At 71.5% G+C, this 24757-nt stretch carries 27 protein-coding genes; 18 read left to right on the top strand and 9 right to left on the bottom strand.

Features of this window, described 5'->3' with window-relative positions:
* The first annotated feature begins 15 nt into the window (after positions 1 to 15).
* The 5 genes from FB563_RS09490 (at position 16) to FB563_RS09510 (ending at position 4770) form a co-directional block, all read left to right on the top strand.
* On the top strand, positions 16 to 297 hold the full coding sequence (locus FB563_RS09490; protein WP_055707883.1) for a type II toxin-antitoxin system RelE family toxin: 282 nt from the start codon (positions 16 to 18) through the stop codon (positions 295 to 297).
* A gap of 108 nt (positions 298 to 405) precedes the next feature.
* On the top strand, positions 406 to 1230 hold the full coding sequence (locus FB563_RS09495) for a purine-nucleoside phosphorylase (protein WP_055707884.1): 825 nt from the start codon (positions 406 to 408) through the stop codon (positions 1228 to 1230).
* 125 nt (positions 1231 to 1355) lie between these two features.
* On the top strand, positions 1356 to 2987 hold the full coding sequence (locus FB563_RS09500) for a phospho-sugar mutase (protein ID WP_055707885.1): 1632 nt from the start codon (positions 1356 to 1358) through the stop codon (positions 2985 to 2987).
* Positions 2988 to 3452: 465 nt separating this feature from the next.
* Positions 3453 to 3989: a hypothetical protein gene (locus FB563_RS09505; RefSeq protein WP_055707886.1), complete on the top strand. Its 537-nt coding sequence runs from the start codon at positions 3453 to 3455 to the stop codon at positions 3987 to 3989.
* Between the two features lie 301 nt (positions 3990 to 4290).
* The gene (locus tag FB563_RS09510; protein ID WP_142218589.1) at positions 4291 to 4770 is read left to right on the top strand and encodes a hypothetical protein; all 480 of its coding nucleotides are present in this window, start codon (positions 4291 to 4293) and stop codon (positions 4768 to 4770) included.
* Between the two features lie 102 nt (positions 4771 to 4872).
* On the opposite strand, the gene FB563_RS09515 is transcribed toward FB563_RS09510, so the two are convergent.
* On the bottom strand, positions 4873 to 5577 hold the full coding sequence (locus FB563_RS09515) for a PH domain-containing protein (RefSeq protein WP_055710046.1): 705 nt from the start codon (positions 5575 to 5577) through the stop codon (positions 4873 to 4875).
* 135 nt (positions 5578 to 5712) lie between these two features.
* Between FB563_RS09515 and deoC the strand changes: the two genes are divergently transcribed.
* From deoC to FB563_RS09530, 3 genes are read left to right on the top strand one after another with little or no spacing between them, the layout of a single operon-like run.
* Entirely contained in the window at positions 5713 to 6672 is a 960-nt protein-coding gene (gene deoC, locus FB563_RS09520) for a deoxyribose-phosphate aldolase (RefSeq protein WP_055710045.1), read from the top strand.
* Positions 6673 to 6678: 6 nt separating this feature from the next.
* Complete coding sequence (locus FB563_RS09525) at positions 6679 to 8109, top strand: aldehyde dehydrogenase family protein (protein WP_055710044.1); 1431 nt, start codon at positions 6679 to 6681, stop codon at positions 8107 to 8109.
* Complete coding sequence (locus FB563_RS09530) at positions 8102 to 8986, top strand: aldehyde dehydrogenase family protein (RefSeq protein ID WP_055710043.1); 885 nt, start codon at positions 8102 to 8104, stop codon at positions 8984 to 8986. The genes FB563_RS09525 and FB563_RS09530 overlap by 8 nt, the downstream gene beginning before the upstream one ends.
* Positions 8987 to 9052: 66 nt before the next feature.
* On the opposite strand, the gene FB563_RS09535 is transcribed toward FB563_RS09530, so the two are convergent.
* The gene (locus FB563_RS09535; RefSeq protein WP_055710042.1) at positions 9053 to 9436 is read right to left on the bottom strand and encodes a hypothetical protein; all 384 of its coding nucleotides are present in this window, start codon (positions 9434 to 9436) and stop codon (positions 9053 to 9055) included.
* A 125-nt stretch (positions 9437 to 9561) separates the two neighbouring features.
* Between FB563_RS09535 and FB563_RS09540 the strand changes: the two genes are divergently transcribed.
* Positions 9562 to 10197, top strand: a complete 636-nt coding sequence (locus FB563_RS09540) for a uridine kinase family protein (protein WP_234358064.1) — start codon at positions 9562 to 9564, stop codon at positions 10195 to 10197.
* A 141-nt stretch (positions 10198 to 10338) separates the two neighbouring features.
* Here the strand turns inward: FB563_RS09540 and FB563_RS09545 are convergent, their stop codons facing one another.
* Positions 10339 to 11079: a SigE family RNA polymerase sigma factor gene (locus tag FB563_RS09545; protein ID WP_142218590.1), complete on the bottom strand. Its 741-nt coding sequence runs from the start codon at positions 11077 to 11079 to the stop codon at positions 10339 to 10341.
* A gap of 242 nt (positions 11080 to 11321) precedes the next feature.
* Between FB563_RS09545 and afsQ1 the strand changes: the two genes are divergently transcribed.
* The 5 genes from afsQ1 (at position 11322) to FB563_RS09570 (ending at position 15267) form a co-directional block, all read left to right on the top strand.
* Complete coding sequence (gene afsQ1 / locus FB563_RS09550; RefSeq protein WP_067041772.1) at positions 11322 to 11999, top strand: two-component system response regulator AfsQ1; 678 nt, start codon at positions 11322 to 11324, stop codon at positions 11997 to 11999.
* On the top strand, positions 11996 to 13609 hold the full coding sequence (locus tag FB563_RS09555; RefSeq protein ID WP_167528478.1) for a sensor histidine kinase: 1614 nt from the start codon (positions 11996 to 11998) through the stop codon (positions 13607 to 13609). The genes afsQ1 and FB563_RS09555 overlap by 4 nt, the downstream gene beginning before the upstream one ends.
* A complete protein-coding gene (locus FB563_RS09560) occupies positions 13609 to 14226 on the top strand; it encodes a hypothetical protein (RefSeq protein ID WP_234357629.1) in 618 nt (205 codons plus the stop codon). The genes FB563_RS09555 and FB563_RS09560 overlap by 1 nt, the downstream gene beginning before the upstream one ends.
* Positions 14227 to 14368: 142 nt before the next feature.
* A complete protein-coding gene (locus tag FB563_RS09565; RefSeq protein WP_055704975.1) occupies positions 14369 to 14932 on the top strand; it encodes a VanZ family protein in 564 nt (187 codons plus the stop codon).
* A 77-nt stretch (positions 14933 to 15009) separates the two neighbouring features.
* On the top strand, positions 15010 to 15267 hold the full coding sequence (locus FB563_RS09570) for a PspC domain-containing protein (RefSeq protein WP_055704974.1): 258 nt from the start codon (positions 15010 to 15012) through the stop codon (positions 15265 to 15267).
* Positions 15268 to 15359: 92 nt separating this feature from the next.
* On the opposite strand, the gene FB563_RS09575 is transcribed toward FB563_RS09570, so the two are convergent.
* Both FB563_RS09575 and FB563_RS09580 read right to left on the bottom strand, forming a co-directional pair.
* Entirely contained in the window at positions 15360 to 15716 is a 357-nt protein-coding gene (locus FB563_RS09575; protein ID WP_055708512.1) for a hypothetical protein, read from the bottom strand.
* A gap of 148 nt (positions 15717 to 15864) precedes the next feature.
* Positions 15865 to 17028, bottom strand: coding sequence for an adenosine deaminase (locus FB563_RS09580; protein WP_055708511.1), 1164 nt, complete (start codon positions 17026 to 17028; stop codon positions 15865 to 15867).
* A 134-nt stretch (positions 17029 to 17162) separates the two neighbouring features.
* Here FB563_RS09580 and FB563_RS09585 point away from each other — a divergent pair, with 134 nt between their 5' ends.
* Positions 17163 to 17924, top strand: coding sequence for an alpha/beta fold hydrolase (locus FB563_RS09585; protein WP_055708510.1), 762 nt, complete (start codon positions 17163 to 17165; stop codon positions 17922 to 17924).
* 3 nt (positions 17925 to 17927) lie between these two features.
* On the opposite strand, the gene FB563_RS09590 is transcribed toward FB563_RS09585, so the two are convergent.
* On the bottom strand, positions 17928 to 18890 hold the full coding sequence (locus tag FB563_RS09590) for a LysR family transcriptional regulator (protein ID WP_055708509.1): 963 nt from the start codon (positions 18888 to 18890) through the stop codon (positions 17928 to 17930).
* 63 nt (positions 18891 to 18953) lie between these two features.
* On the opposite strand from FB563_RS09590, the gene FB563_RS09595 reads away from it, so the two are divergent.
* The gene (locus FB563_RS09595) at positions 18954 to 20249 is read left to right on the top strand and encodes an MFS transporter (protein WP_055708508.1); all 1296 of its coding nucleotides are present in this window, start codon (positions 18954 to 18956) and stop codon (positions 20247 to 20249) included.
* 235 nt (positions 20250 to 20484) lie between these two features.
* A complete protein-coding gene (locus FB563_RS09600; RefSeq protein ID WP_055708507.1) occupies positions 20485 to 21498 on the top strand; it encodes a sigma-70 family RNA polymerase sigma factor in 1014 nt (337 codons plus the stop codon).
* Here FB563_RS09600 and FB563_RS09605 read toward each other — a convergent pair.
* Positions 21382 to 21768 carry an STAS domain-containing protein gene (locus tag FB563_RS09605; protein WP_142218591.1) on the bottom strand — a complete coding sequence of 129 codons (387 nt, stop codon included), beginning with the start codon at positions 21766 to 21768 and terminating at the stop codon, positions 21382 to 21384. The genes FB563_RS09600 and FB563_RS09605 overlap by 117 nt on opposite strands.
* Before the next feature lie 67 nt (positions 21769 to 21835).
* Between FB563_RS09605 and FB563_RS09610 the strand changes: the two genes are divergently transcribed.
* On the top strand, positions 21836 to 22750 hold the full coding sequence (locus tag FB563_RS09610; protein ID WP_055708506.1) for an AEC family transporter: 915 nt from the start codon (positions 21836 to 21838) through the stop codon (positions 22748 to 22750).
* A gap of 7 nt (positions 22751 to 22757) precedes the next feature.
* Here the strand turns inward: FB563_RS09610 and FB563_RS09615 are convergent, their stop codons facing one another.
* Positions 22758 to 23351, bottom strand: a complete 594-nt coding sequence (locus FB563_RS09615; protein ID WP_055708505.1) for a Uma2 family endonuclease — start codon at positions 23349 to 23351, stop codon at positions 22758 to 22760.
* Between the two features lie 93 nt (positions 23352 to 23444).
* Complete coding sequence (locus FB563_RS09620) at positions 23445 to 24722, bottom strand: thymidine phosphorylase (protein ID WP_199832929.1); 1278 nt, start codon at positions 24720 to 24722, stop codon at positions 23445 to 23447.
* Positions 24723 to 24757 lie beyond the last annotated feature (35 nt).

The following is a 24757-nucleotide window of genomic DNA, read 5'->3' on the forward strand; positions in this document are numbered from 1 at the left end:
CCAACGGGAGAGCGCATGCCCCCCACGACCACCTACGACGTCTACTACACGGTCCAGGCCGCACAGGCTCGCGATCGCCTCGACGACCGGCAGCGGAACGCGTTCGACAAGGGCATCGCCATGCTGGCCCGCGACCCCTTCCTTCCGGTGTCCCGGCCCATAGGGTCCACCGGCGACGACCGCACGATCCGTCTCACCCAGAACATCCTGGTGGAGTACACGGTGAGCCGCGGCCGTCTGCTCATCTTCATCGTCGAGGTGTTCAACGACAAGGACATCCTCATCACCGACGAGTGACGGCACCGCCCGCGCGGCTGCCTTCGTCGGAAACGACAAGACAACGATCGCGATCCCGTGACGTCTGTCATCTACGCGCGTAGGCGAACACCGGCTACCCTCGACCTCGTGAACGCATCTCTTCTTCCGGACGACATCCAGGGCGACCCGTACGCCGCCGCCGACGCCGCCGCCGCGCGCCTTCGCGCACTCACCGGCGCCGAGACCCACGACGTCGCCCTCGTGATGGGCTCCGGCTGGGCTCCGGCCGTCGACGCCCTGGGCGCACCCGACGCCGAGTTCCAGGTCACCGAGCTGCCCGGCTTCCCGCCGCCGGCCGTCGAGGGGCACGGCGGCAAGATCCGCTCGTACTCCTTCGGTGACAAGCGCGCCCTGGTCTTCCTGGGCCGCACCCACTACTACGAGGGCCGCGGCGTCGCCGCCGTCGCCCACGGCGTCCGCACCGCCGTCGCCGCCGGCTGCAAGACCGTGGTCCTCACCAACGGCTGCGGCGGCCTGCGCGAGGGCATGCGCCCCGGCCAGCCGGTCCTGATCAGCGACCACATCAACCTGACGGCGACGTCCCCGATCGTCGGCGCCAACTTCGTCGACCTGACCGACCTGTACTCGCCCCGCCTGCGCGCCCTGTGCAAGGAGATCGACCCCTCCCTGGAGGAGGGTGTCTACGCGCAGTTCCCCGGCCCGCACTACGAGACCCCGGCCGAGATCCGCATGGCCCGCGTCATCGGCGCGGACCTGGTCGGCATGTCCACGGTCCTGGAGGCCATCGCCGCCCGCGAGGCCGGCGCCGAGGTGCTGGGCATCTCCCTCGTCACCAACCTCGCGGCCGGCATGACCGGCGAGCCCCTCAACCACGAGGAGGTCCTCCAGGCGGGCCGCGACTCGGCGGCACGGATGGGGCAGCTGCTGGGCCAGGTGCTGGGCAAGCTGTAAGCGGACGCTGTACTCCTGCCCCGCCCGCCTTCCGGCCGGCGACAGTTTCCGGGCGGGCGGGAAACGGGGGTCTGGGGGCGGCGCCCCCAGTGGACCAGGCAAACCACGGAGAGGTTGATCCCAAGGTGCACGACGATCTCATGGCCAAGGCCAGCGCATGGCTCGCCGAGGACCCGGACCCGGAGACCCGGGACGAACTGGCCAAGCTGATCGAGGCCGGTGACGTCACGGAACTGTCGGCCCGTTTCAGCGGCACCCTCCAGTTCGGCACCGCGGGTCTCCGCGGCGAGCTGGGCGCCGGCCCGATGCGCATGAACCGCAGCGTCGTCATCAGGGCAGCCGCCGGCCTCGCCGCGTACCTGAAGAAGAACGGCCAGAGCGACGGACTCGTCGTCATCGGCTACGACGCCCGCCACAAGTCCGCCGACTTCGCCCGCGACACCGCCGCCGTGATGACCGGCGCCGGCCTGCGCGCCGCCGTACTCCCCCGCCCGCTGCCCACTCCGGTCCTGGCCTACGCCATCCGGCATCTCGGTGCGGTCGCGGGCGTCGAGGTCACCGCCAGCCACAACCCGCCCCGGGACAACGGCTACAAGGTCTACCTCGGCGACGGCTCCCAGATCGTGCCGCCCGCCGACGCGGGGATCGCCGCCGAGATCGACGCGATCGCCTCCCTGAACGACGTACCGCGACCGGACGCCGGCTGGGAGACCCTGGACGACGCGGTCCTGGACGCCTATCTGGCCCGTACGGACGCCGTGCTGGCCGAGGGCTCCCCGCGCACCGCCCGCACCGTCTACACGGCGATGCACGGCGTCGGCAAGGACGTCCTGCTGGCCGCCTTCGCCCGGGCCGGCTTCCCGGAGCCGGTGCTGGTCGCCGAGCAGGCCGACCCGGACCCGGACTTCCCTACGGTGGCCTTCCCGAACCCGGAGGAGCCGGGCGCGATGGACCTGGCCTTCGCCCGGGCCCGCGCCACGGACCCGGACCTGGTCATCGCCAACGACCCCGACGCCGACCGCTGCGCCGTGGCCGTCAAGGACGGCGCCGACTGGCGCATGCTGCGCGGTGACGAGGTGGGTGCCCTGCTCGGCGCCCACCTGGTCCGCCGGGGCGCGACCGGCGTGTTCGCCGAGTCGATCGTCTCCTCCTCCCTCCTCGGCCGGATCGCCGAGAAGGCGGGGCTGCCGTACGAGGAGACGCTGACCGGCTTCAAGTGGATCGCCCGCGTGGACGGCCTGCGCTACGGCTACGAGGAGGCCCTCGGCTACTGCGTGGACCCCGAGGGCGTGCGTGACAAGGACGGCATCACGGCGGCCCTGCTCGTCACCGAGCTGGCCTCGCAGCTCAAGGAGGAGGGCCGTACCCTCCTGGACCTCCTCGACGACCTCGCCGTCGACCACGGCCTGCACGCCACCGACCAGCTCTCCGTCCGCGTCCAGGACCTCTCCCTCATCGCGGACGCGATGCGCCGCCTGCGCGAGCAGCCGCCGACCGAGCTGGCGGGCCTGGCCGTCGTCCGGGCCGAGGACCTCACCCGGGGCACGCAGACGCTGCCGCCCACGGACGGCCTGCGCTACACCCTCGACGGCGCCCGCGTGATCGTCCGCCCGAGCGGCACGGAGCCGAAGCTGAAGTGCTACCTGGAGGTCGTCGTGCCGGTCGCGGACCACGCGGCGCTTCCGGCCGCCCGTGCCCGCGCGACGGAACTCCTCACCGCGATCAAGCGGGACCTGTCGGCGGCCGCCGGCATCTGACCCGTACGACACCGATCCCGTAAGACACCGATGGGGTGCCCCCGGCCCGGGGCACCCCATTCGTCGTTCCAGGGCCCCGGTTTCCCTCGACTCCCCGGAGGAGAACCGCCCTTCACCTCCCGCAAAGCCTTCGCGCGGCACCGAGCGGCGCGCCCCTCTTAGCACGACTCGCCCCCACCGCCACGGCGACACGCTGCGGCGCGGTGCGACACGCTGCGACACGACGGAGGTGAGCATGCGTCAGAAGATCCGCCGGAAGGCCTAATAGTCGGTCAATCTGCTTTTATTCACGGCAATTTGATGGACCGCCGAGGCTCCCCGGGAGAGCGGATACACCACTGAAAATACCCCTATTGGCCCCTCGTACCTGTCTTCCTATATGACCAATATGACTGGTGTGGGTACTTTTACTCACGAGCCGGCTGACGGGCCGGTATCTCTGAAACCGGAGACAGGAGAAGCGATATGAAGCTCCCCCGTTCCACCGTGGTCACTGCTGGTGTCGCATCCGCCGCCGCCCTGGCCGCGACCGGCATCACCTACGCCTCGGCGGCCTCCGCCCCGGCGCCCCAGTCAGCCCCGGCAGCTGCCGCCGCGGCGCCCCTCGGCGGCGACAACGGGCAGGGCAAGGGCAACGAGGGTTGGAGCAAGCGCGAGGAGGGCGACTGGGGCCGGATCCAGATCAACGAGCGGTCGTACTCCGCCCACCCGGGCGACTGCATCACCGTGGTCAGCGGCCTCGGCGCCCGGAGTCTGAACATCCGCAACGACAGCCACAAGACCGTCGAGGTCTTCCGCGGAGTGGTCTGCGACAACGGCGCCCCCATCGCCACCGTCGGCCCCCACAGCTCCGCGGACGGTGTCCACGTGGGGAAGGTCGACGACATCCGCATCAAGGACGGTGTGGTGGCCAGCTTCCGCGTGATCCACCGCGACGGCTGGGGCGGCGGCGACTGGGACGGCGGGAACTGGGGCGGCGGGAACTGGGGCGGCGGCAAGTAGCCCAGCACCCGCGATCTCGGGGAGCTCCGGCCCGCCGGAATCGGGCCGGAGCACCGGTTGTGCCCATTGTCCGACGGCCCACGCGCCGTGCGCATCCCACCATGGCCGGGCACCGGGCGCCGTACGCCGGGTGTCCGGACGGCCGTCCCTTCCGTCACCGGCCGATCCGCCGGTGGTGCCCGCCCGAACGCCTTCCGTCGGCGCCCGCGCCGACGGCACGGCCGTCGGCTTCCTTCCCATCGTTTCCCCACGCCCGAACGGGTGAAGGGGCGTTCGTATTCGACACTGCGGGGTGAGTGAGATGAGTGTGGCCCTGGTGGAGGACATCAGCGACGACACCTACGTCCTGGACCTCCTCACCATCACACTGACCCCCGCCCTGCCGTGGCTCGGTCACCAGGTCCGCTGCGAGATGGACGGCCACCTCAAGGAGACCGTCGACCTGACCCTGGTCACCTGCCACGTGATCATGAAGTTCGGTCCGGTGAAGATGCTGGACCGGTGGTACCGGCTGCCCGACCTGCTGGCGCGCATGGGCGCCAGCATGCCGCGGGACCTCAATCCCCCGGCCGGGCCCTGGAAGCAGGCCTGGATCCTGCAGCTGCCCGAGGCGGTGCCGGTGGCCGAGCACCAGATCCGCGTGCGCGCGCGGACGGGGGACGGAAAGAACTTCTTCGCGCTGGACATCCCGATGAACTTCAACCGCAGGTTCCATCCGTCCAGGGCGAACGGCGGCGGAGGCTCACGCATGTTCCAAAGCCCACGCTGCCGCGTGCCATGAGCCCCGGCCGACACCCCACGCCGCCGCGTGCCGCGAGCCCCGGCCCACCCCGGCCGGCCCCCGCTGATCCCTTCGACGCCGATCCCTTCGACCGGGACAGCCTCACCCCGCGGCGAGCAGGATCAGCAGCAGCACCGCACCCGCCAGCGTGGGCGCGATCACCTCGTACGCCCAGCGCACGGTGACCTCCCCCCGCGCCGACTCCGCCTCGCCACGCCGGTCCAGCAGGTCCCGCAGGTCGTCCATGGCCTGGTCGGCCTCCGCGCGGGTCGGTCCGGCCGCGACGTCCGCGGCGCCGGCGCCGCCGAAGCCGCCCGTGCCGCCGAAACCGAAGCCGAGGCCGCGGCGCGCCGGCGCCCCGCCGCGGCCCGGCTGACCCGCGGCCCGCGCCTTGCGCATCTCCGCCTTCTTGCGGGCCCGCAGCGATACCGGGATCGACCACAGCTGGTATTTGCCGCCGGACTTCACGACGACCTCGTTGGAGTAGCCGGAGCGCAGCGAGGCGATCTCTCCCCAGGGCAGGCTGATCACCCGGAACGGGTTGCGCACCCGCAGCCGGTCCTCGCCCGCGAAGACCGCCGGGCGGAGCGTGAAGGCGATCACCAGCGGCACGATCAGGATCATCGCGGCGAGCGCCAGCCACGGCGTGCGGCCATGGCCCCGGAACAGCGCGTCGAAGCCGAGCCAGCCGACGACGGCGAGCAGCAGCACGCCGCCCACGAGCGCCATGGGCGAGCGGTAGATCCGGTCCTTGACGGCGGGGCCCGGGGGCTGTGACGCGGGAGACTGGTGGTCGGGGGTGGTCATGGGCCCAGTCTGCACGACCCCGGCGGCGGTGCCGCCACGCGCCCCGGAACCGGCGCTCAGCTGTGATCTTCGGCCGGGATATGAGCACCGGGGCTATACATCTGCTACGCGCGTAGATATGCTCGTCTGGTGACCATGCCCACCACTGCACCCACAGCACACGCTCTCGCTGACGTCACCGCGTCCGACAGCACGCTGCGCCGCTTCCTGCACGGGCTGCCCGGCGTCGACGCGGTCGGCCTGGAGGCGCGCGCCGCGTCTCTCGGCACCCGTTCCATCAAGACCACCGCGAAGGCGTACGCCATCGACCTCGCCATCTCGATGGTCGACCTGACGACGCTGGAAGGCGCGGACACCCCGGGCAAGGTCCGGGCGCTCGGCGCCAAGGCGGTCCACCCCGACCCCACCGACCGTACGGCCCCGACGACGGCCGCGGTCTGCGTCTACCCGGACATGGTGGCCGTCGCCAAGGAGGCCGTCGCCGGTTCCGGCGTCAAGGTCGCCTCGGTCGCCACCGCGTTCCCGGCCGGCCGTGCCGCCCTCGACGTGAAGCTGGCCGACGTGCGGGACGCCGTCGCCGCGGGCGCCGACGAGATCGACATGGTCATCGACCGTGGCGCGTTCCTCGCCGGCAAGTACCTGAAGGTGTACGACGAGATCGTGGCCGTGAAGGACGCCTGCGGCGACAGCGCCCGGCTGAAGGTCATCTTCGAGACCGGCGAGCTGTCGACCTACGACAACATCCGCCGCGCCTCCTGGCTCGGCATGCTGGCCGGCGCCGACTTCATCAAGACCTCGACCGGCAAGGTGGCGGTGAACGCGACCCCCGCCAACACCCTGCTCATGCTGGAGGCCGTACGGGACTTCCGCGCCCAGACCGGCGTCCAGGTCGGCGTGAAGCCGGCCGGCGGCATCCGCACCTCCAAGGACGCCGTCAAGTTCCTGGTCCTGGTCAACGAGACCGCGGGCGAGGACTGGCTGGACAACCACTGGTTCCGCTTCGGCGCCTCCTCGCTGCTGAACGACCTGCTGATGCAGCGTCAGAAGCTGGCCACCGGCCGCTACTCCGGCCCCGACTACGTGACGGTGGACTGATCCCCCATGGCTTTTGAGTACGCACCCGCGCCCGAGTCCCGCGGAAACGTCGACATCGCTCCCTCGTACGGCCTGTTCATCGACGGGGAGTTCACGGAGGCGGCCGACGGCAAGGTCTTCAAGACGGTGTCGCCCAGCACCGAAGAAGTGCTGTCCGAGGTCGCGCAGGCCGGCGAGGCGGACGTCGACCGCGCGGTGAAGGCCGCCCGCAGGGCCTTCGAGAAGTGGTCGGCGCTGCCGGGCTCCGAGCGCGCCAAGTACCTGTTCCGCATCGCCCGGATCATCCAGGAGCGCAGCCGCGAGCTGGCCGTCCTGGAGACGCTGGACAACGGCAAGCCGATCAAGGAGACGAGGGACGCCGACCTCCCGCTGGTGGCGGCGCACTTCTTCTACTACGCGGGCTGGGCCGACAAGCTCGACCACGCCGGTTTCGGCGCGAACCCGAAGCCGCTGGGCGTGGCCGGCCAGGTCATCCCCTGGAACTTCCCCCTCCTCATGCTGGCGTGGAAGATCGCCCCGGCGCTGGCGACCGGCAACACGGTCGTGCTGAAGCCGGCGGAGACCACCCCGCTGAGCGCGCTGTTCTTCGCGGACATCTGCCGCCAGGCGGGCCTGCCCAAGGGTGTCGTGAACATCCTCCCGGGCTACGGCGACGCGGGCGCCGCGCTGGTCGCGCACCCGGACGTGAACAAGGTCGCCTTCACGGGCTCCACGGCCGTCGGCAAGGAGATCGCGCGCACGGTCGCGGGCACGCGGAAGAAGCTCACCCTGGAACTGGGCGGCAAGGGCGCCAACATCGTCTTCGACGACGCCCCGATCGACCAGGCCGTCGAGGGCATCGTGACCGGCATCTTCTTCAACCAGGGCCAGGTCTGCTGCGCGGGCAGCCGGCTGCTGGTCCAGGAGTCGATCCAGGACGAGCTGCTCGACTCCCTCAAGCGCCGCCTCACCACGCTCCGCCTCGGCGACCCGCTGGACAAGAACACCGACATCGGCGCGATCAACTCCGCCGAGCAGCTGGCCCGGATCACCGCGCTGGCCGAGCGGGGCGAGGCGGAGGGCGCCGAGCGCTGGTCCCCGGCCTGTGAACTCCCCTCCTCCGGCTACTGGTTCGCCCCGACGCTGTTCACGAACGTCACCCAGGCGCACACCATCGCCCGCGACGAGATCTTCGGCCCGGTGCTGTCGGTCCTCACCTTCCGCACCCCGGACGAGGCGGTCGCCAAGGCGAACAACACGCAGTACGGCCTGTCGGCGGGCATCTGGACCGAGAAGGGCTCGCGGATCCTGGCGGTCGCGAACAAGCTCCGCGCGGGCGTGATCTGGTCCAACACGTTCAACAAGTTCGACCCGACCTCGCCGTTCGGCGGCTACAAGGAGTCGGGCTTCGGCCGCGAGGGCGGCCGCCACGGCCTGGAGGCGTACCTCGATGTCTGACCGACTTTCTGTCTTCAAGACCTACAAGCTGTACGTCGGCGGGAAGTTCCCGCGTTCCGAGAGCGGCCGGGTGTACGAGGTGACCGACGCAAAGGGCAACTGGCTGGCCAACGCACCGCAGTCGAGCCGTAAGGACGCCCGGGACGCGGTGGTCGCCGCGCGCAAGGCGTTCGGCGGCTGGTCCGGTGCCACGGCGTACAACCGCGGCCAGGTCCTCTACCGCGTCGCGGAGATGCTGGAGGGCCGCAGGGACCAGTTCGTCCGGGAAGTGGCCGACGCCGAGGGCCTGTCGAAGTCGAAGGCCGCGGCGGTCGTGGACGCCACGATCGACCGCTGGGTCTGGTACGCCGGCTGGACCGACAAGATCGCCCAGGTGATCGGCGGCGCGAACCCGGTCGCGGGCCCGTTCTTCAACCTGTCCTCGCCGGAGCCGACGGGTGTGGTGGCCGTCGTGGCCCCGCAGGAGTCGTCCTTCCTGGGCCTGGTCTCGGTGCTCGCGCCCGTCATCGCCACCGGCAACACGGCGGTCGTCATCGCGAGCGAGAAGTCCCCGCTCCCGGCCCTCTCCCTGGCCGAGGTGCTGGCCACCTCCGACGTGCCGGGCGGTGTGGTGAACATCCTCTCCGGCCGTACGGCGGAGCTCGCGGCACCGCTGGCCGCGCACCAGGACGTCAACGCGATCGACCTCGCGGGCGCCGACGAGGAGTTGGCCAAGGAGCTGGAGGTCGCGGCGGCCGACAACCTGAAGCGCGTCCTGCGTCCACAGCCTGTGGATTACTCCGAGACGCCCGGCATCGACCGTCTGACGGCGTTCCTGGAGACCAAGACGGTGTGGCACCCGACGGGCTCCCTGGGCGCATCCGGCTCCTCCTACTGACGCCCACCACAGCCGAGAGCCGCGCCACCCCTCCGTCCAGGGGCGGCGCGGCTCTCTCACCCGTGGTCAGCCCTCGGCTCCGGTCAGGCCGCCCAGTACGCCGCTGAGGCCCTCCGCCGCCGGGGCGACGCCGATCGGGCCCATGCGGGCGACCGGGCCGGTCAGGCCGCCGAGGTCGCCGTCGTCGCCCGGCGCGACACGGGTGTGGGCGAGCGGGGTGTACCGGAGCGCCTGGACGGGGATGGCGGCGTAGTCGGTCAGCCCCGGCACCTCGGCGCCCGCCTGCGGGGTCATCGCCCCGAACGAGGCAGGCCGCCAGGGCACGTCCGGGACACGGGCGACGTCCGCGGATGCCGTCGCCACGCCCGCACCCAGCGCCGCCGAGGCGGTCGCGAGGACGATCAGGGCGCGCCGCGCGGTGTGGTGGCGGGGAGGCGTGTGTCGTGTCATGCGGGGTCACCTTCTGATACTCAGGGTGAAACGGTCGACACGAAGGGTAGTTGAGGCGGGAGTCACGCTCAAAAGCCGACCCGCGGGGTCGGCAGGCGGGCCGCCATGCGTCAAACTGGTGTTCCGTGAGCATTCATCCCCCGTCCCCCGCCCGCGTCGTGCTGCTGTGCGGCCCCTCGGGTTCGGGCAAGTCCCTCGTCGCCGCCCGTTCCGGGCTCCCCGTCCTGCGCCTGGACGACTTCTACAAGGAGGGCGACGACCCGACTCTGCCCTTGGTGGAGGGGAGTTCGGACATCGACTGGGACCATCCGGAGTCGTGGGACGCGGATGTCGCCGTCGAGGCCATCGCCCGGCTGTGTGCCACCGGCTCGACGCCGGTTCCGGTGTACGACATCGCGCTGAGCGCCCGCACCGGCGAGGAGACACTCCGCATCGGCCGTACCCCGCTGTTCATCGCGGAGGGCATCTTCGCCGCGGAGATCGTCGAGCGCTGCCGGGAACGGGGCCTGCTCGCGGACGCGCTGTGCCTGAGCCGCGGGCCGGTCACCACGTTCCGCCGGCGGTTCCTGCGGGATCTGAAGGAGGGCCGCAAGTCGGTGCCGTTCCTGCTGCGCCGCGGCTGGCGGCTCATGCGCGCGGAACGCTCGATCGTCGCCCGCCAGGTGTCGCTGGGTGCGCATCCCTGCGACCGCGACGAGGCGCTGGGGCGGCTCGCGGCAGCGGCGGCGGGGCGGCAGGCGCGTCGGCAGACGGTGGCGTAACCGCCGTACGGAAACGAGAACGCCGGACGGCGGAACGCGAAACGGGACTGGACAGGCCCCCCGGCCCTCCAGTCCCGCTTCTCGTGCTCCCCCGTTTCCCCCGTGTCCCCCCGCGGGTCACCCCCCAGTGACCCCGGACCTTCAGGCGACCAGCTCGCCGAAGGCGTTCTCCTCGTCACGGCCGAAGCTGAGGACCTCGTCCTCGCGCAGCCGGCGCAGCGAGCGCCAGATGCTGGACTTCACCGTGCCGACACTGATGCCGAGGATCTCCGCGATCTCCGGGTCCGTACGGCCCTCGTAGTAGCGCAGGACCAGCATGGTGCGCTGGAGCTCGGGCAGCCGGGCCAGCGCCTGCCACAGGACCGCGCGCAGCTCGGTGCCGCGCATCGCGTCCGTGTCGGAGGGCGTCTCCGGCAGTTCCTCGGTCGGGTACTCGTTGAGCTTGCGGCGCCGCCAGGCGCTGATGTGCAGGTTGGTCATGGTACGGCGGAGGTAACCGCCGACCGCGGCCTTGTCGCTGATCCGGTCCCAGGCCTTGTACGTCGAGAACAGCGCGCTCTGCAGCAGGTCCTCGGCCTCGAAGCGGTCGCCGGTGAGGTGGTAGGCGGTGGCGTACAGGGAGGCGCGGCGCTCCTGGACGTAGGCGGTGAACTCCGCCTCCGTCAGGGAGCGGCGCTGCTCCCCCGAGTCCTCCCTGTACGCGGATCCCCCGTGCGTGTCCCCCGTGTGCGCGTCGACCACCGTCATGTAGGCCGCGTGCTGGCGCCCGGTGCCGCGAGCGCACCCCCGCCCGCTCACGGCACCGGACTTCTCGGACCCCCGGTTCACATCGTGCAGACGCGTGACTACGGCGCTGGTGCTGATGCTGTGCAGCGTGTTCATCTCGCGCTCCCCCTGGTGGACTTCCGGTGGTTCGGTCTTGCCGGGCCGGCTCTCGGTTCCCCCGTCCGGCCCGTGCCCAAAAGACTGCCGGGGCGACTTCATCGCCGTGTCCGCCGACTGTCACAGACCTGTCACAGGGGTCGGGCCCAGGGCCGTCACAGGAAGTGCACAGATGGTGGCGGTGGGAAAGGCCCGGTGTCGGCGGGTCGTACGACGGCCCGTCCATGGGCCAGAATGAGCGCGTGCCTTCCCTGTTGCTGATCGAGGACGACGACGCCATCCGTACGGCCCTGGAGCTCTCCCTGACGCGCCAGGGACACCGGGTGGCGACCGCTGCCAGCGGTGAGGACGGTCTGAAGCTGCTGCGCGAGCAGCGGCCCGACCTGATCGTGCTGGACGTGATGCTGCCCGGCATCGACGGCTTCGAGGTGTGCCGTCGCATCCGGCGCACCGACCAGCTGCCGATCATCCTGCTGACCGCGCGCAGTGACGACATCGACGTGGTGGTCGGGCTGGAGTCCGGCGCCGACGACTATGTGGTCAAGCCGGTGCAGGGCCGGGTGCTGGACGCCCGGATCCGCGCCGTACTGCGGCGCGGGGAACGCGAGTCCAGCGACTCGGCGACGTTCGGCAACCTCGTCATCGACCGGTCGGCGATGACCGTGACGAAGAACGGCGAGGACCTGCAGCTGACCCCGACCGAGCTCAGGCTGCTGCTGGAGCTGAGCCGGCGGCCCGGTCAGGCGCTGTCCCGGCAGCAGCTGCTGCGGCTGGTGTGGGAGCACGACTACCTCGGTGACTCGCGGCTCGTGGACGCCTGTGTGCAGCGGCTGCGCGCGAAGGTCGAGGACGTGCCCTCGTCCCCGACGCTGATCCGTACCGTCCGTGGTGTCGGCTACCGCCTGGACACGCCTCAGTGACCGACACGCAAGGGGGGCTGCGCGGCTGGGCCGCGGGGCGCAGGGGAAATCTGTCACGGCTCAGGTTCACCAGCCTCAGGCTGCGCCTGGTCGTCGTCTTCGCGCTGGTGGCGCTGACGGCCGCCGTCTCGGCGTCCGGCATCGCCTACTGGCTCAACCGGGAAGCGGTGCTCACCCGGGCCCAGGACGCGGTGCTGCGCGACTTCCGGCAGGAGATGCAGAACCGCGCGGGCGCGCTGCCGGCCCACCCCACACAGGACCAACTCCAGCGCGCGGCGGGCCAGATGGCTGCGAGCAGCCAGCACTTCAGTGTGCTGCTGGTCGCCCAGGACGCGGCCGGAAAGACGGTGTACGGCAACTCCGGCGGCATCAACGGCTTCTCGCTGGAGGACGTGCCGAAGTCGCTGCGCGCCGCCGTGAACAAGCAGCAGAAGGTCACCGACGCCAACAAGGAGCCGTACCACCTGTACTGGCAGCGGGTCGTGGACCACGGCACGCCGTATCTGGTGGCCGGTTCGCGCGTGATCGGCGGCGGGCCCACGGGCTACATGGCCAAGTCGCTGGAGCCGGAGGCGAAGGACCTCAACTCGCTGGCCTGGTCGCTCGGCATCGCCACCGGGCTCGCGCTGATCGGCGCGGCGCTGCTCGCCCAGGCCGCCGCCTCGACCGTACTGAAGCCCGTGCAGCGGCTCGGGATCGCCGCCCGGCGGCTCGGCGAGGGCAGGCTGGACACGCGGCTGCGGGTGTCGGGTACCGACGAACTCGCCGACCTGTCCCGGACGTTCAACAACGCCGCCGAGGCGCTGGAGAAGCGGGTCGCGGAGATGGCCGCGCGGGACGAGGCGTCCCGCCGCTTCGTGGCGGACATGTCGCACGAGCTGCGGACCCCGCTGACCGCCATCACCGCCGTGACGGAGGTGCTGGAGGAGGAGCTGGAGGCCGAGTCCGGATCCATGGATCCGATGATCGAGCCCGCGGTCCGGCTGGTGGTCAGCGAGACCCGGCGCCTGAACGACCTGGTCGAGAACCTGATGGAGGTCACCCGCTTCGACGCGGGCACCGCCCGGCTGGTCCTGGACGACGTCGACATCGCCGACCAGATCACCGCCTGCATCGACGCCCGGGCCTGGCTGGACGCGGTCGAGCTGGACGCCGAGCGCGGCATCCACGCCCGCCTCGACCCGCGCCGCCTGGACGTCATACTCGCCAACCTGATCGGCAACGCGCTCAAACACGGCGGGTCGCCGGTACGGGTGTCGGTCCGCATAGACGGCGAAGACCTGGTCATCGCGGTGCGTGACCACGGACCGGGCATCCCCGAGGACGTGCTCCCCCACGTCTTCGACCGCTTCTACAAGGCGAGCGCCTCCCGGCCGCGCTCCGAGGGCAGCGGGCTGGGCCTGTCCATCGCCATGGAGAACGCCCACATCCACGGCGGCGGGATCACCGCCGCCAACTCGCCCGACGGGGGCGCGGTGTTCACCCTGCGGCTGCCGCGGGACGCCTCCCGGCTGACGGAGGAGACCGGCGAGGGCGGGAAGAGCGACAAGGACGCTTCCGGGAACTCCGGAAGCCCGGGAAGTCCAGGAAGTTCAGGAGAGGAGGGGTGATGTCCGTACGACGCCTGACCGTGCGACGCCTGCTGGCGCTGCCCCTCCTCGGCCTGCTGGTCTCCGGCTGCGGTATCCGGGCCACCCAGGTGCCGACCGACTTCGGGGCGGCGCCGTCCCGGGTTCCGTGCTCGCTGGCCGGGCCGGACCTGGCCACACAGTCCGCGCGGGGCGTGCCCGTGCAGGTCTTCCTGCTCTGCGGGGCGTCCCTGGTGGCCGTCGACCGGTCGGTACGGGTCCCCGAGGGCACCCCGGACGCGCGGCGCCGCGTGATCGTGGCCCAGGGACTTCTGGACCAGCTCGCCGCGTCCCCGTCCGCCGCGGAGCGCTCCGCGGGCTACACGACGTACGTGCCGGGCGGGCTCACCGTGCGCGGGCCCGGCCGCGGCGACCCCGAGGACGCGCTCCGCCTGAGCACGGCGCCGTCCCAGCTCACCTCCTACGCCCTGGCCCAGCTGGTGTGCACCCTCTCCGACTCGGCGGCGACCGAGGGCGACGGCTCGGTCACCCTCGGCGGCCCGGCGGGCGGACCGCTGCGCCGCTACGACTGCACCGCCGACGTCCGCGACCGCCCGGGCACCGCGGAGCCACCGTCGAGCGAGGTCCTGGGGCGGTGAGCGGCAGCGCCCCGATGGCGTCGCGGGGGCGGCAGCGCCCCGGCTTCCGCAGCACGGCGAGGCGCAACCGCTTCCACAGCACAGGGCAACCGAAGAGTTGCGGGGCGGAACCGATCGGCACCCCCGCTGCGTCTTGGGTGTCGTGCAGCGTCAAGGCTCCATCGGCGGCGACAGCGCCGCGATCCGTATCCGGGTGACAGGAGGTGTCCTCCTCGTCGCCCATCTCGCCCTCGTCGCCTGGCTGATGCTGCGACCCCTGGACGTCCCCTGGGTGGCACCCCCCAATCTGCACCCCCTCGCCGGCATCCGGGCCGATCTGGCCCTGGGCTGGCCGGCGGCCGCCAGACCCATCGGCGAGGGCCTGGCCCTGCTCGCCCCGCTCGGCGTGCTGCTGCCGATGGCGCACGGCAGGCTCACCGTCTCCCCGGTGTCCTCCCTGATCCGTACGACCGCGGCCGGCGCCCTCGTCTCCCTCGGCATCGCCCTGCTGCAGACCGGCGTCCCCGGCCGGGTCGTGGACGTCGACTCGCTGCTGCTGAACACGGCCGGCGTCGCGCTGGCCCACCTGGTGCTCGTACCGGCGGGCCGGGCCCGGGTACGGCGGTGGCAGCTGGACGACCGCGCCGGAGCCGGGGCCGTCACCGTCCAGGAGGAGCCGTCTCAGGGGCGTACCCCGACGATTCCCAGGGTCGGAATAGCTCCGTAGAGTGACGCTTCGTCCACTTCGTCTCCGTATCGTCGAAGACAGCTTGGAAGCCGGCTGAGAACAGCTGAAGAAAGCTGATGAAGCCGCTGACGAAGACAGCCGGCGACAGGGACCGACGACACGGAGGAGCCGACACGACCACCCTCGCCCGCCCCACCCACGGCCGCATGATCGGCGGAGTGTGCGCAGCCCTGGCGCGGCGCTTCGGCACCTCGGCGACGACGATGCGGGTGATCTTCCTGCTGTCCTGCCTGCTGCCCGGCCCCCAGTTCCTGCTCTACATAGCGCTGTGGATCCTGCTGCCGGCCGAGGACAAGCCGCGTACCGCCTGGTGACCACCCGGCTGCCCCGACCACCGCACGCGGGACGCCGTCGGGGCGCCCCGGACTGACCGGGGCGCCCCGACGGCGTGGTACGGCAGCCGGTGTCACCCGAGGGAGAGTCCGTTCACCGGCAGGCCGTGCACGGGCGCGCCCTGCACGGGCAGTCCGCCGATGCGGCTGTGGAGCGGCCCGGTCGGCCCGCCGTGCAGCGCGTTCTCGACGGCCGGCTGCGTGGCGGCCATCCCCGCGCCCAGGGCGTCCTGCCCCCGGCTGAGGGCGTCGGCGGCGGCCGGCTGGTTCATGCCGGTGTCCCCGGCCGGCAGCGCGCCGGCGACGGTGCCGAGCGCCGGGGCCGCGTCCGGGACGGCCGGGGCCGCCGCGTTGGCCGCCCCCGCGCCGACGGCGGCGAAAGCGGCACCGAGGGCGGCGACACCGAGAGTCCTGACGGCAGAGTGCTTCATGGTGAATGCGTCCTTGCAATAGGGGACGGAGAACAAAAACGATGAACGGTCCTTGACCGTAAACACGCCCGATCACCCGCCGCAAACACCGAAATGCGGACGGGTTGTGAACCGCCTTTCACAACCCACCCGCCGCGCCGAGCCGCCGCTATCCTTCCGAACCGGCAGACCCGCTGGTGGAGGCCGTCTGCCGGAACAGCCATTCGGATTTCAGTTCCGCATATCCGGGCTTGATGACGTCATTGATCATGCCGAGTCGTTCATCGAAAGGAATGAAGGCCGACTTCATTGCATTGACCGAAAACCACCCGAGATCGTCGAGCGTGTAACCGAACGCCTCGACGAGATGCTCGAATTCCTGGCTCATACTGGTGTGCGACATCAGCCGGTTGTCGGTGTTCACGGTGGCCCGGAAGTGCAGCCGGCGCAGCAGCCCGATCGGGTGCTCGGCGTAGGAGGGCGCCGCCCCGGTCTGCAGGTTGGAGCTGGGGCACAGCTCCAGCGGGATCCGCTTGTCGCGGACGTACGACGCCAGCCGGCCCAGGGTGACGGAGCCGTCCTCGTGGACCTCGATGTCGTCGATGATCCGCACCCCGTGCCCGAGCCGGTCGGCGCCGCACCACTGCAGGGCCTGCCAGATGGACGGCAGCCCGAAGGCCTCGCCGGCGTGGATGGTGAAGTGGTTGTTCTCCCGCTTGAGGTACTCGAAGGCGTCCAGGTGCCGGGTGGGCGGGTAGCCCGCCTCGGCGCCCGCGATGTCGAAGCCGACGACTCCGAAGTCCCGGTAGCGGTTGGCGAGTTCGGCGATCTCCAGGGAGCGGGCGGCGTGCCGCATGGCGGTCAGCAGGGCGCCCACCCGGATGCGGCGGCCGTCCTCCCGGGCGAGCCGCTCGCCCTGCCGGAACCCCTCGTTGACGGCCTCGACGACCTCTTCGAGGGTGAGCCCCTTTTCAAGGTGCTGTTCGGGGGCGTACCGCACCTCGGCGTAGACGACCCCGTCCTCGGCGAGGTCCTCGGCGCACTCGCGGGCGACCCGGACGAGCGCCTCCCGCGTCTGCATCACGCCGACGGTGTGCCTGAAGGTCTCCAGATACCGTTCCAGCGAGCCGGAGTCGGCGGCCTCGCGGAACCAGATGCCCAGCTTGTCCGGATCGGTCTCGGGCAGCTCCGAGTAACCGCTCTCCCGGGCCAGTTCGACGACGGTTCCGGGGCGGAGCCCGCCGTCGAGATGATCGTGCAGCAGAACCTTGGGTGCCCGGCGGATCTGGTCCGGCGTCGGAACGGCCCCACTTGGTGCAGTCTGGCTCGTCATTTCCGCACTGTAACGCCTACGCGCGTAGAGATGCTGGTGAACGCGACAGCTCCGCGGGGGCGGTTTTCCGTCGATACGCAACGGTGACCGCGCGTACGGGTTTCGTACACCGCCCCTTCTGACACTGTTCTGTCATGGGACAGCAAGCGACACCGGTCCGAACGGCCGGGCTGGGAAAGGCGGTCGGTCCGGTGCCGACGGCGGTGAGCGGAGCGGTGCTGTTGCTCCCCGGCGGAGAGGAGGTCTCCGCCCGCAGGCCGTCCCCCGTCCGGGCGACGCTCGCGCTGCGCTCGCTGGGCCGACGGCTCGCTCGCGCGGGCCGGGAGGAGGGGCTGGCCGTCCACACCGTCCACTACCGGTGCCGGGGCTGGAACGGCAGCGAGGCGCAGCTGGCCGCGGACGCCGAGTGGGCCGCCGACGAGGTCGTACGGCGGTACGGGGACGTTCCCGTGTGCCTGGTCGGGGTGGACATGGGCGGACGGGCGGCACTGCGGGCGGGCGGGCACGAGGCGGTCAACTCCGTTGTGGCGCTTGCCCCTTGGCTGCCCGAGGACGACGTGGCCGCGCCTGCCGAGCCGGTGAAGCAGCTGGTGGGGCGGCGGGTGCTGATCGTGCACGGCACGAATGACGAGCGGACCGATCCCGAGCTGTCGTTCCGGTTCGCGGCACGGGCGAAGAAGGTGAATCGGGAGGTGTGCCGGTTCGAAGTCCATTCCGACGGGCACCGGTTGCAGGGGCATCGGGATGAAGTCGCCTGTCTGGCCATTGATTTCATGAGGGGCGCGTTGTTCGGACACTCCTTGTCCCGCCCTGTCGAGGATGCGCTTGCGGCCCCGCCTCCCATCGGGCTCCGGATGCCGTTGGCTGCGGGGTTCGGCAAGTCGTTGAAGCGCTAGCGCTCAGGTGGGCAGCAAGTTGCCCCTTCTTGAAAGCAGGAACTTCTTGAACGCGGCCACCGGGGGTGTGTCCGGGCGGTCCGCCGGCCACGCCACGCCGATCTCCCGCACCGCTCTCGGGGCCGTGACCGTCAGTTCCACGACCCCCGGTCTCGGGACCGTCGGCGGCGGGAGCAGGGCGACTCCCAGGCCCGCCGCCACCAGGCCCCTCAGCGTCTCCGCCTCCTCTCCCTCGAAAGCGACCCTCGGACGGAAGCCGGCCTCCTGGCACAACGAGTCGAAGATGCGGCGCAGGCCGTAGCCGGGTTCCAGGGTGACGAAGGTTTCCTCGGACGCCTCGGCGAGGCGGATGCGGCGGCGGGTGGCCAGGCGGTGGTCGGCGGGGACGACGAGGCGGAGTTTCTGCTCGTCCAGGCGGCGGGCGACCAGGTCGGGGGCGTCGGGGACGGGTGAGGTGAGACAGAGGTCCAGTTCGCCGGCGCGCAGGCGTTCCAGCATGGCCTCGCCGTAGTTCTGGACCAGGCTGAAGCGCACACGCGGATGATCCTCGCGGAAGGCGTGCAGGAGGCCGGGGACCGTCTCGGCGCCCATGGTGTGCAGGAAGCCGAAGGCGACCTTGCCGGTGGACGGGTCGGCGTCGGCGCGCACCTCCTCGGCGGCCCGCTCGATCTCGGCGAGGGCGCGTTCGACCGAGGTGAGGAAGGTGCGGCCGGCCGGGGTGAGGGAGACCGTGCGGCCGTGCCGGGCGAACAGGTCGACGCCCAGGTCCTGCTCCAGGCGGGCCATCGCGCGGGAGAGGGTGGACTGGGGGACGTTCATCTCGTGGGCGGCGCGGGTGACGTGCTCGGTGCGGGCCACGCCGGCGAAGTACGCGAGGCGGGGCGCCAGCACCCTCGACATCCCGGACATGTCTTCTGTGTCACTGTTCGGTGACAGGCGAGGCTGTGAGCTCTGCTGATGCGGCATGGGAACGATTATGGCGATTCCATGCATTGGACGGATGAGACGGGTTGTCCATACGGTCGAGGCATGTCTCCCGCCAGTACCGGGGCGTCCACCACCGTGGGCGCCGCAACGACCGTCCCCGTCTCCGACACCTCCGCCGCCGACTCCCGTATGACCCCGGGCGGGCCCGGCTACCGCCGGATGAGCCTCGCCCTCTTCCTCGCCGGTGTGGCGACCTTCGCCCTCCTGTACTCCACGCAGGCCCTGCTGCCGCTGATCTCCGGCGAGTTCGGGGTCGCGGCGAGCGAGGCGAGCTGGACCGTGGCGGCCGCGACCGGCGGGCTGGCCCTGTTCGTGCTGCCGATGAGCGCCCTGTCCGAGCGCTTCGGCCGCCGTACGGTGATGACGGCCTCGCTGGCCGTCGCCGTGACCGTGGGACTGCTGGTGCCGTTCGCGCCGTCGCTCGGCGTGCTGGTGGTGCTGCGGGCGGTGCAGGGCGCGGCGCTGGCCGGTCTGCCGGCCTCGGCACAGGCCTATCTGGCCGAGGAGGTCCGGCCCAAGGCGCTGGTCACGGCGATCGGGCTGTTCGTCGCGGGCAACAGCGTGGGCGGCATGAGCGGCCGGGTGATCACCGGCTGGGTGGCCCAGGAGTGGGGCTGGCGGGTGGCCGTCGGCGTGATCGGCGTGGTCGCCGTCGGGTGCGCGCTCGCCTTCCGGCTGCTGCTGCCGGCGCCGCGGCACTTCACGGCCGGCTCGCTGCGGCCCCGGGTGCTGCTCGGCACGGTCCGCGAGCACCTCGCGAACCCGCTGCTGCGGAGGCTGTACGCGATCGGCGCGCTGTTCATGACGGTGTTCGGCGGCGTGTACACGGTGATCGGCTACCGGTTGACGGGCGCGCCGTTCGGGCTGCCGCAGGGCATCATCGGCTCGATCTTCCTGGTCTACCTGGTGGGTACGGCCTCGGCGTCCACGGCGGGCCGCCTGGTGGGCCGGCTCGGCCGCCGGGGCGCGCTGTACCTGGCCGGCGGTACGACGGCGGCGGGCCTGCTGCTCTCGCTGGTCCCCTCGCTGCCGCTGGTCCTGCTGGGCCTGGTGCTGATCACGGCGGGTTTCTTCGCGGGCCACGCGGTCGCCTCCTCGGCGGTCAGCAAGACGGCCACGCGGGGTCGCGCCCAGGCCTCGGCCCTGTACCAGTCCATGTACTACATCGGCTCCAGCGTCGGGAGCACGGTCGGCGCGATCGCGTTCCACGCGGACGGCTGGGGCGGCACGGTGGGGGTCGGTCTGCTGGCGGTCGTCGGCGTCGTGACGATCACGGTGCTCGGCACCCGCGCGGCCCGGGTGGCGGCGCGGCGCCCGGCCGTGGCCAACGCGCACTGAGGAGCACCCTGAAGGGGCGCGAGGCTGTGTCCGACAAGCGGCTCCGCCGCGTGGGCGCGAGCAACCACGACGGACCCTCGGCCGCCCGCGAACAGCACCACCCGAGTTCTGCGGCGCACCACCCTCACCTGCGCGTTTCCCGACTCCGGGCGCCATTGTCAGTGCCCTGCGGTAGCTTCCAAGTGCTGGGGCGCAAGGAAGCGCCGCAGGGAACGGCCACAGGGGTGGGTGGACGATGGGTGACAGCACGGCGACGGCGGACCTCGACGTCGCACTGGAGAAGCACCGGACCGAACTGACCGGCTACTGCTACCGCATGCTCGGCTCCTCCTTCGAGGCCGAGGACGCGGTGCAGGACACCCTGGTGCGGGCCTGGCGGAGCCATGAGAAGTTCGAGGGCCGCTCCAGCCTGCGCTCGTGGCTGTACCGGATCGCGACGAACGTGTGCCTGGACATGCTGACGGCGGGCAACAAGCGGGCGAGGCCGATGGACCTGACGGACTCGACACCGCTCGCGCAGGCCGCGCTCTCCCCGCGCCCCGACCACACCTGGCTGGAGCCGATGCCGGACGCGCGCGTGCTGCCCACGGTCGACGACCCGGCGGAGGCCGCCGTCGCCAAGGAGTCGATCCGGCTGGCCTTCATGGCGGCCCTGCAGCAGCTGCCGCCCAAGCAGCGGGCGGTGCTGATCCTGCGCGAGGTGCTGGCCTGGAAGGCGAGCGAGGTCGCCGAGCTGCTGGACACCTCGGTCGCCTCGGTCAACAGCGCGCTGCAGCGGGCACGGGCCACGCTCGCCGAGCGCGCGGACGCGAGCCCCGAGGGCGCGGTGTCCGATCCTCTCGACGAGGAGCAGCAAAAACTCCTGGAGCGCTATGTCAAGGCCTTCCAGGGCTACGACATGACGGCGCTGACGGCGCTGCTGCACGAGGACGCCGTCATGACGATGCCGCCGTTCGACCTGTGGCTGCGCGGCCATGCCGACATCACCGGTTTCATGTCGACGCTCGGTGCCTCCTGCGCCGGCTCGCGGCTGCTGCCGGTACAGGTCAACGGCCTGCCGGGGTTCGCGCACTACAAGCCGGACGAGGAGAAGGGCGGTTTTGCTCCCTGGGCCGTGCAGGTGCTGGAGCTGTCAGGGGGCCGGATCACCGGTTTCCACTGTTTCCTCGACACCAAGCGCTGGTTCCCGCTCTTCGGTCTGCCCCTCCACCTGGAAGCGGAGCCCGACGAGGTCGAGCAGGGCGGGTAGCGCCGGATCGGGGTCCCGCAGCCGGATCCGCCCGCCGGCCCGGCGGGCGGCCAGCTCCAGCCGCGCCAGCAGGTCCACGGCGGCCAGGCCCGGCGGCCCGAGCCCGCCCACGTCGCACACGACGACGCGGGCGCCCTCGCCCGCCAGCAGCGACTGCACCTGGGCGCACAGCCCCGCCACCTCGTCCCGGGTGACGGGGCCGGGCAGCACGAGCACGGCGGGTTCCTCGACGTCCACGTGCGGTAGACCGGCGGTCCGGGCGGAACTCATCGGTACGGATCATCATCGGCACAGATCACATTGACCGATTCCCTCTGCTCCTCGGAGGGTTGGCCGTGTGACGGGGGTGCTGAGCGGGTTCGCGGTGATCGCGGTCGTCATCGGGGTGGGCTATGTGCTCGGGCGGCGCGGGACGCTCGGGGCGCAGGGCGGCGAGGTGCTGACCCGGCTGGCCTTCACGGTGGCGGGCCCCGCGCTCCTGTTCACGACCCTCGCGCGCGCGGACCTGGCGGTGCTCTTCTCGGCACGGCTGCTGGTGACGGCGCTGAGCACGGCGGTGGTCGCCGGGGTGTTCGTGGCGGTCGGTGCCGTACGACGCTGGGGCGTGGGCCGTACGACGATCGGTGCCCTGTGCTCCGGTTACGTCAACTCGGGCAACCTCGGTATCCCGATCGCGGCGTACGTCCTGGGCGACGCCTCCCTGGTGGCGCCGGTGCTGCTCTTCCAGGTGGTGCTGGTGACGCCGGTCGCGCTGACGGTCCTGGACCTGTCCGGCATGGGCGAGAAGGGCACGGTGTGGCGGCGCCTGCTGACGCCGCTGCGGAATCCGATCGCGGTGGGCTCGCTGACGGGTGTGGTGGTGTCGGCGGCGGGCGTGCACGTCCCGGGCCCCCTCATGCACCCCCTCAGCCTGATCGGCGGCATGTCCGTCCCGGCGGCACTGCTGGCCTTCGGCATGTCACTGCACGGCAGTTCGGCCCCGGGCCGGGGACGGGACCGCCAACTGGTCCTGCTGTCCGTGGCGTTGAAGTCCGTGGGCCAGCCGCTGGTGGCGTGGGCGCTGGCGACGGCGGTCTTCGACCTGCACGGTGCCGCGCTGCTGGACGTGGTGGTCACCTCGGCCCTCCCCGCCGCGCAGAACCTCTTCACCTACGCCGGCCGCTATCGCGTGGCCGAGGGCCTGGCCCGCGAGTCGATCCTGCTGTCGACCGTGGTGCCGGTGTTGGTGGGGGTGGCGGCGGTATTGGGGTGAGGCCGGGTCAGCCGACGGGGAATTCGCTGGTGTCGAGCTTCAGGCTGAACGGCTCCGGAAGCAGGAACTCATCGCCGAACTTGCCGGCACGCAGAACGCGATAGACGTCACCGTGCGGCTCACCGTACAACGTGATGGTTGGGCCCCCGGGCGCCCAGTTGTCGATGAGAAGGTAGAGCGGAACGCCCGCCTGAGCGTATCCGGCGGCCTTCTTGATGCGGTCGTTGCTGGCGTTCGACTTCGAAGTGATCTCGACGACCAACTCAGCCGCAGCCGCCGGGATGTAGTTGCGCTTCTCCGCGCGCAGTACCTCCCTCGGTGCCACCGCAAGGTCGGGCATATAGAGCCCGCCGCGGGATGGCACGGCCGTGCCCAACGTCTGGTAGATGCCCCAATCCCTGGGGATGACCTGGTACAGCTCGCGCTGTACCAGGTCGGCAATGTCGTTGTGGGCGTTGGACGGCGGTGGTGCCACGGTGACGATCCCCTCGATGATCTCCACCTTGCAGCCCTCTGGCGCGTCCGTCTCCTGCCAGATCCGGACGACGTCGTCCCACTCGTGGCCGCTGGCCGTCGAGTGGTCAACGGTGAGTGCGCTCATGGCGGTCTCCTATCGGTGCGTCACCGATCTCAGCATGCCGAACGGGGCCGGTGGTGGTCCACCGGCCCCGTTCACCCGAACGATATCCCCTGGTCAGGCGATACGTTCCAGCACCACCGGCGATGCCGTGAAGTCCGTGCCCGGTGCCGCGATGTCGTACGAGCCCTGCACCGCCTGCAGCGCGTACTCGAAGCGCTCGGGGGTGTCCGTGTGCAGGGTCAGCAGGGGCTGGCCCTCCGTCACCGTGTCGCCCGGCTTGGCGTGCATCTCGACGCCCGCCGCCGCCTGCACCGGGTCCTCCTTGCGGGCGCGGCCGGCGCCCAGACGCCAGGCGGCGATACCGATGCCGTAGGCGTCCAGGCGGGTCAGGACACCGGAGGACGGCGCCTTGATCACGTGCTGTTCCTTCGACGTGGGCAGCACGGCCTCCGGGTCGCCGCCCTGGGCCGCGATCATGCGGCGCCAGACGTCCATCGCCGAGCCGTCGGCCAGGGCCTTCGCCGGGTCGGCGTCCTTGACCCCGGCCGCCTCCAGCATCTCGCGCGCCAGGGCCAGCGTCAGTTCCACCACGTCCGCCGGGCCGCCGCCCGCCAGCACCTCCACCGACTCGCGGACCTCGAGCGCGTTGCCGGCCGTCAGGCCCAGCGGGGTCGACATGTCGGTCAGCAGGGCCACCGTCTTCACGCCGTGGTCGGTGCCCAGGCCCACCATCGTGGTCGCCAGTTCGCGGGCGTCGTCCAGCGTCTTCATGAAGGCGCCGCTGCCGACCTTCACGTCCAGGACCAGGGAGCCCGTGCCCTCGGCGATCTTCTTCGACATGATCGAGGAGGCGATGAGCGGGATCGCCTCCACCGTGCCCGTCACGTCACGCAGCGCGTACAGCTTCTTGTCCGCCGGGGCCAGGCCGTCGCCCGCCGCGCAGATCACCGCGCCGGTCCCCTCCAGCACGGACAGCATCTCCTCGTTCGAGAGCAGCGCGCGCCAGCCCGGGATCGACTCCAGCTTGTCCAGCGTGCCGCCCGTGTGGCCGAGGCCCCGGCCCGAGAGCTGCGGGACCGCGGCACCGCAGGCCGCGACGAGGGGGGCCAGCGGGAGCGTGATCTTGTCGCCGACGCCGCCGGTCGAGTGCTTGTCGGCCGTCGGGCGGGACAGGGCCGAGAAGTCCATGCGCTCGCCGGAGGCGATCATGGCCGCCGTCCAGCGGGCGATCTCGCGGCGGTTCATGCCGTTCAGCAGGATCGCCATGGCGAGCGCGGACATCTGCTCGTCGGCGACCTCGCCGCGGGTGTACGCGTCGATGACCCAGTCGATCTGCTCGTCGGTCAGCTCGCCGCGGTCCCGCTTGGTGCGGATCACGGAGATGGCGTCCATGGCCATGGCGGGTGTGGTTCCTTCCGGGAGGTGCG

The sequence above is a fragment of the Streptomyces puniciscabiei genome, from assembly GCF_006715785.1.
GTDB lineage: Bacteria > Actinomycetota > Actinomycetes > Streptomycetales > Streptomycetaceae > Streptomyces > Streptomyces puniciscabiei.

Coding starts and splice junctions, on each gene's coding strand:
- FB563_RS09490 (WP_055707883.1), top strand. CDS start 16: ATGCCCCCCACGACCACCTACGACGTCTACTACACGGTCCAGGCCGCA.
- FB563_RS09505 (WP_055707886.1), top strand. CDS start 3,453: ATGAAGCTCCCCCGTTCCACCGTGGTCACTGCTGGTGTCGCATCCGCC.
- FB563_RS09510 (WP_142218589.1), top strand. CDS start 4,291: ATGAGTGTGGCCCTGGTGGAGGACATCAGCGACGACACCTACGTCCTG.
- FB563_RS09515 (WP_055710046.1), bottom strand. CDS start 5,577: ATGACCACCCCCGACCACCAGTCTCCCGCGTCACAGCCCCCGGGCCCC.
- deoC (WP_055710045.1), top strand. CDS start 5,713: ATGCCCACCACTGCACCCACAGCACACGCTCTCGCTGACGTCACCGCG.
- FB563_RS09525 (WP_055710044.1), top strand. CDS start 6,679: ATGGCTTTTGAGTACGCACCCGCGCCCGAGTCCCGCGGAAACGTCGAC.
- FB563_RS09530 (WP_055710043.1), top strand. CDS start 8,102: ATGTCTGACCGACTTTCTGTCTTCAAGACCTACAAGCTGTACGTCGGC.
- FB563_RS09535 (WP_055710042.1), bottom strand. CDS start 9,436: ATGACACGACACACGCCTCCCCGCCACCACACCGCGCGGCGCGCCCTG.
- FB563_RS09545 (WP_142218590.1), bottom strand. CDS start 11,079: ATGAACACGCTGCACAGCATCAGCACCAGCGCCGTAGTCACGCGTCTG.
- FB563_RS09560 (WP_234357629.1), top strand. CDS start 13,609: ATGTCCGTACGACGCCTGACCGTGCGACGCCTGCTGGCGCTGCCCCTC.
- FB563_RS09570 (WP_055704974.1), top strand. CDS start 15,010: ATGAAGCCGCTGACGAAGACAGCCGGCGACAGGGACCGACGACACGGA.
- FB563_RS09575 (WP_055708512.1), bottom strand. CDS start 15,716: ATGAAGCACTCTGCCGTCAGGACTCTCGGTGTCGCCGCCCTCGGTGCC.
- FB563_RS09580 (WP_055708511.1), bottom strand. CDS start 17,028: ATGACGAGCCAGACTGCACCAAGTGGGGCCGTTCCGACGCCGGACCAG.
- FB563_RS09585 (WP_055708510.1), top strand. CDS start 17,163: ATGGGACAGCAAGCGACACCGGTCCGAACGGCCGGGCTGGGAAAGGCG.
- FB563_RS09590 (WP_055708509.1), bottom strand. CDS start 18,890: ATGCCGCATCAGCAGAGCTCACAGCCTCGCCTGTCACCGAACAGTGAC.
- FB563_RS09595 (WP_055708508.1), top strand. CDS start 18,954: ATGTCTCCCGCCAGTACCGGGGCGTCCACCACCGTGGGCGCCGCAACG.
- FB563_RS09600 (WP_055708507.1), top strand. CDS start 20,485: ATGGGTGACAGCACGGCGACGGCGGACCTCGACGTCGCACTGGAGAAG.
- FB563_RS09605 (WP_142218591.1), bottom strand. CDS start 21,768: ATGAGTTCCGCCCGGACCGCCGGTCTACCGCACGTGGACGTCGAGGAA.
- FB563_RS09615 (WP_055708505.1), bottom strand. CDS start 23,351: ATGAGCGCACTCACCGTTGACCACTCGACGGCCAGCGGCCACGAGTGG.
- FB563_RS09620 (WP_199832929.1), bottom strand. CDS start 24,722: ATGGACGCCATCTCCGTGATCCGCACCAAGCGGGACCGCGGCGAGCTG.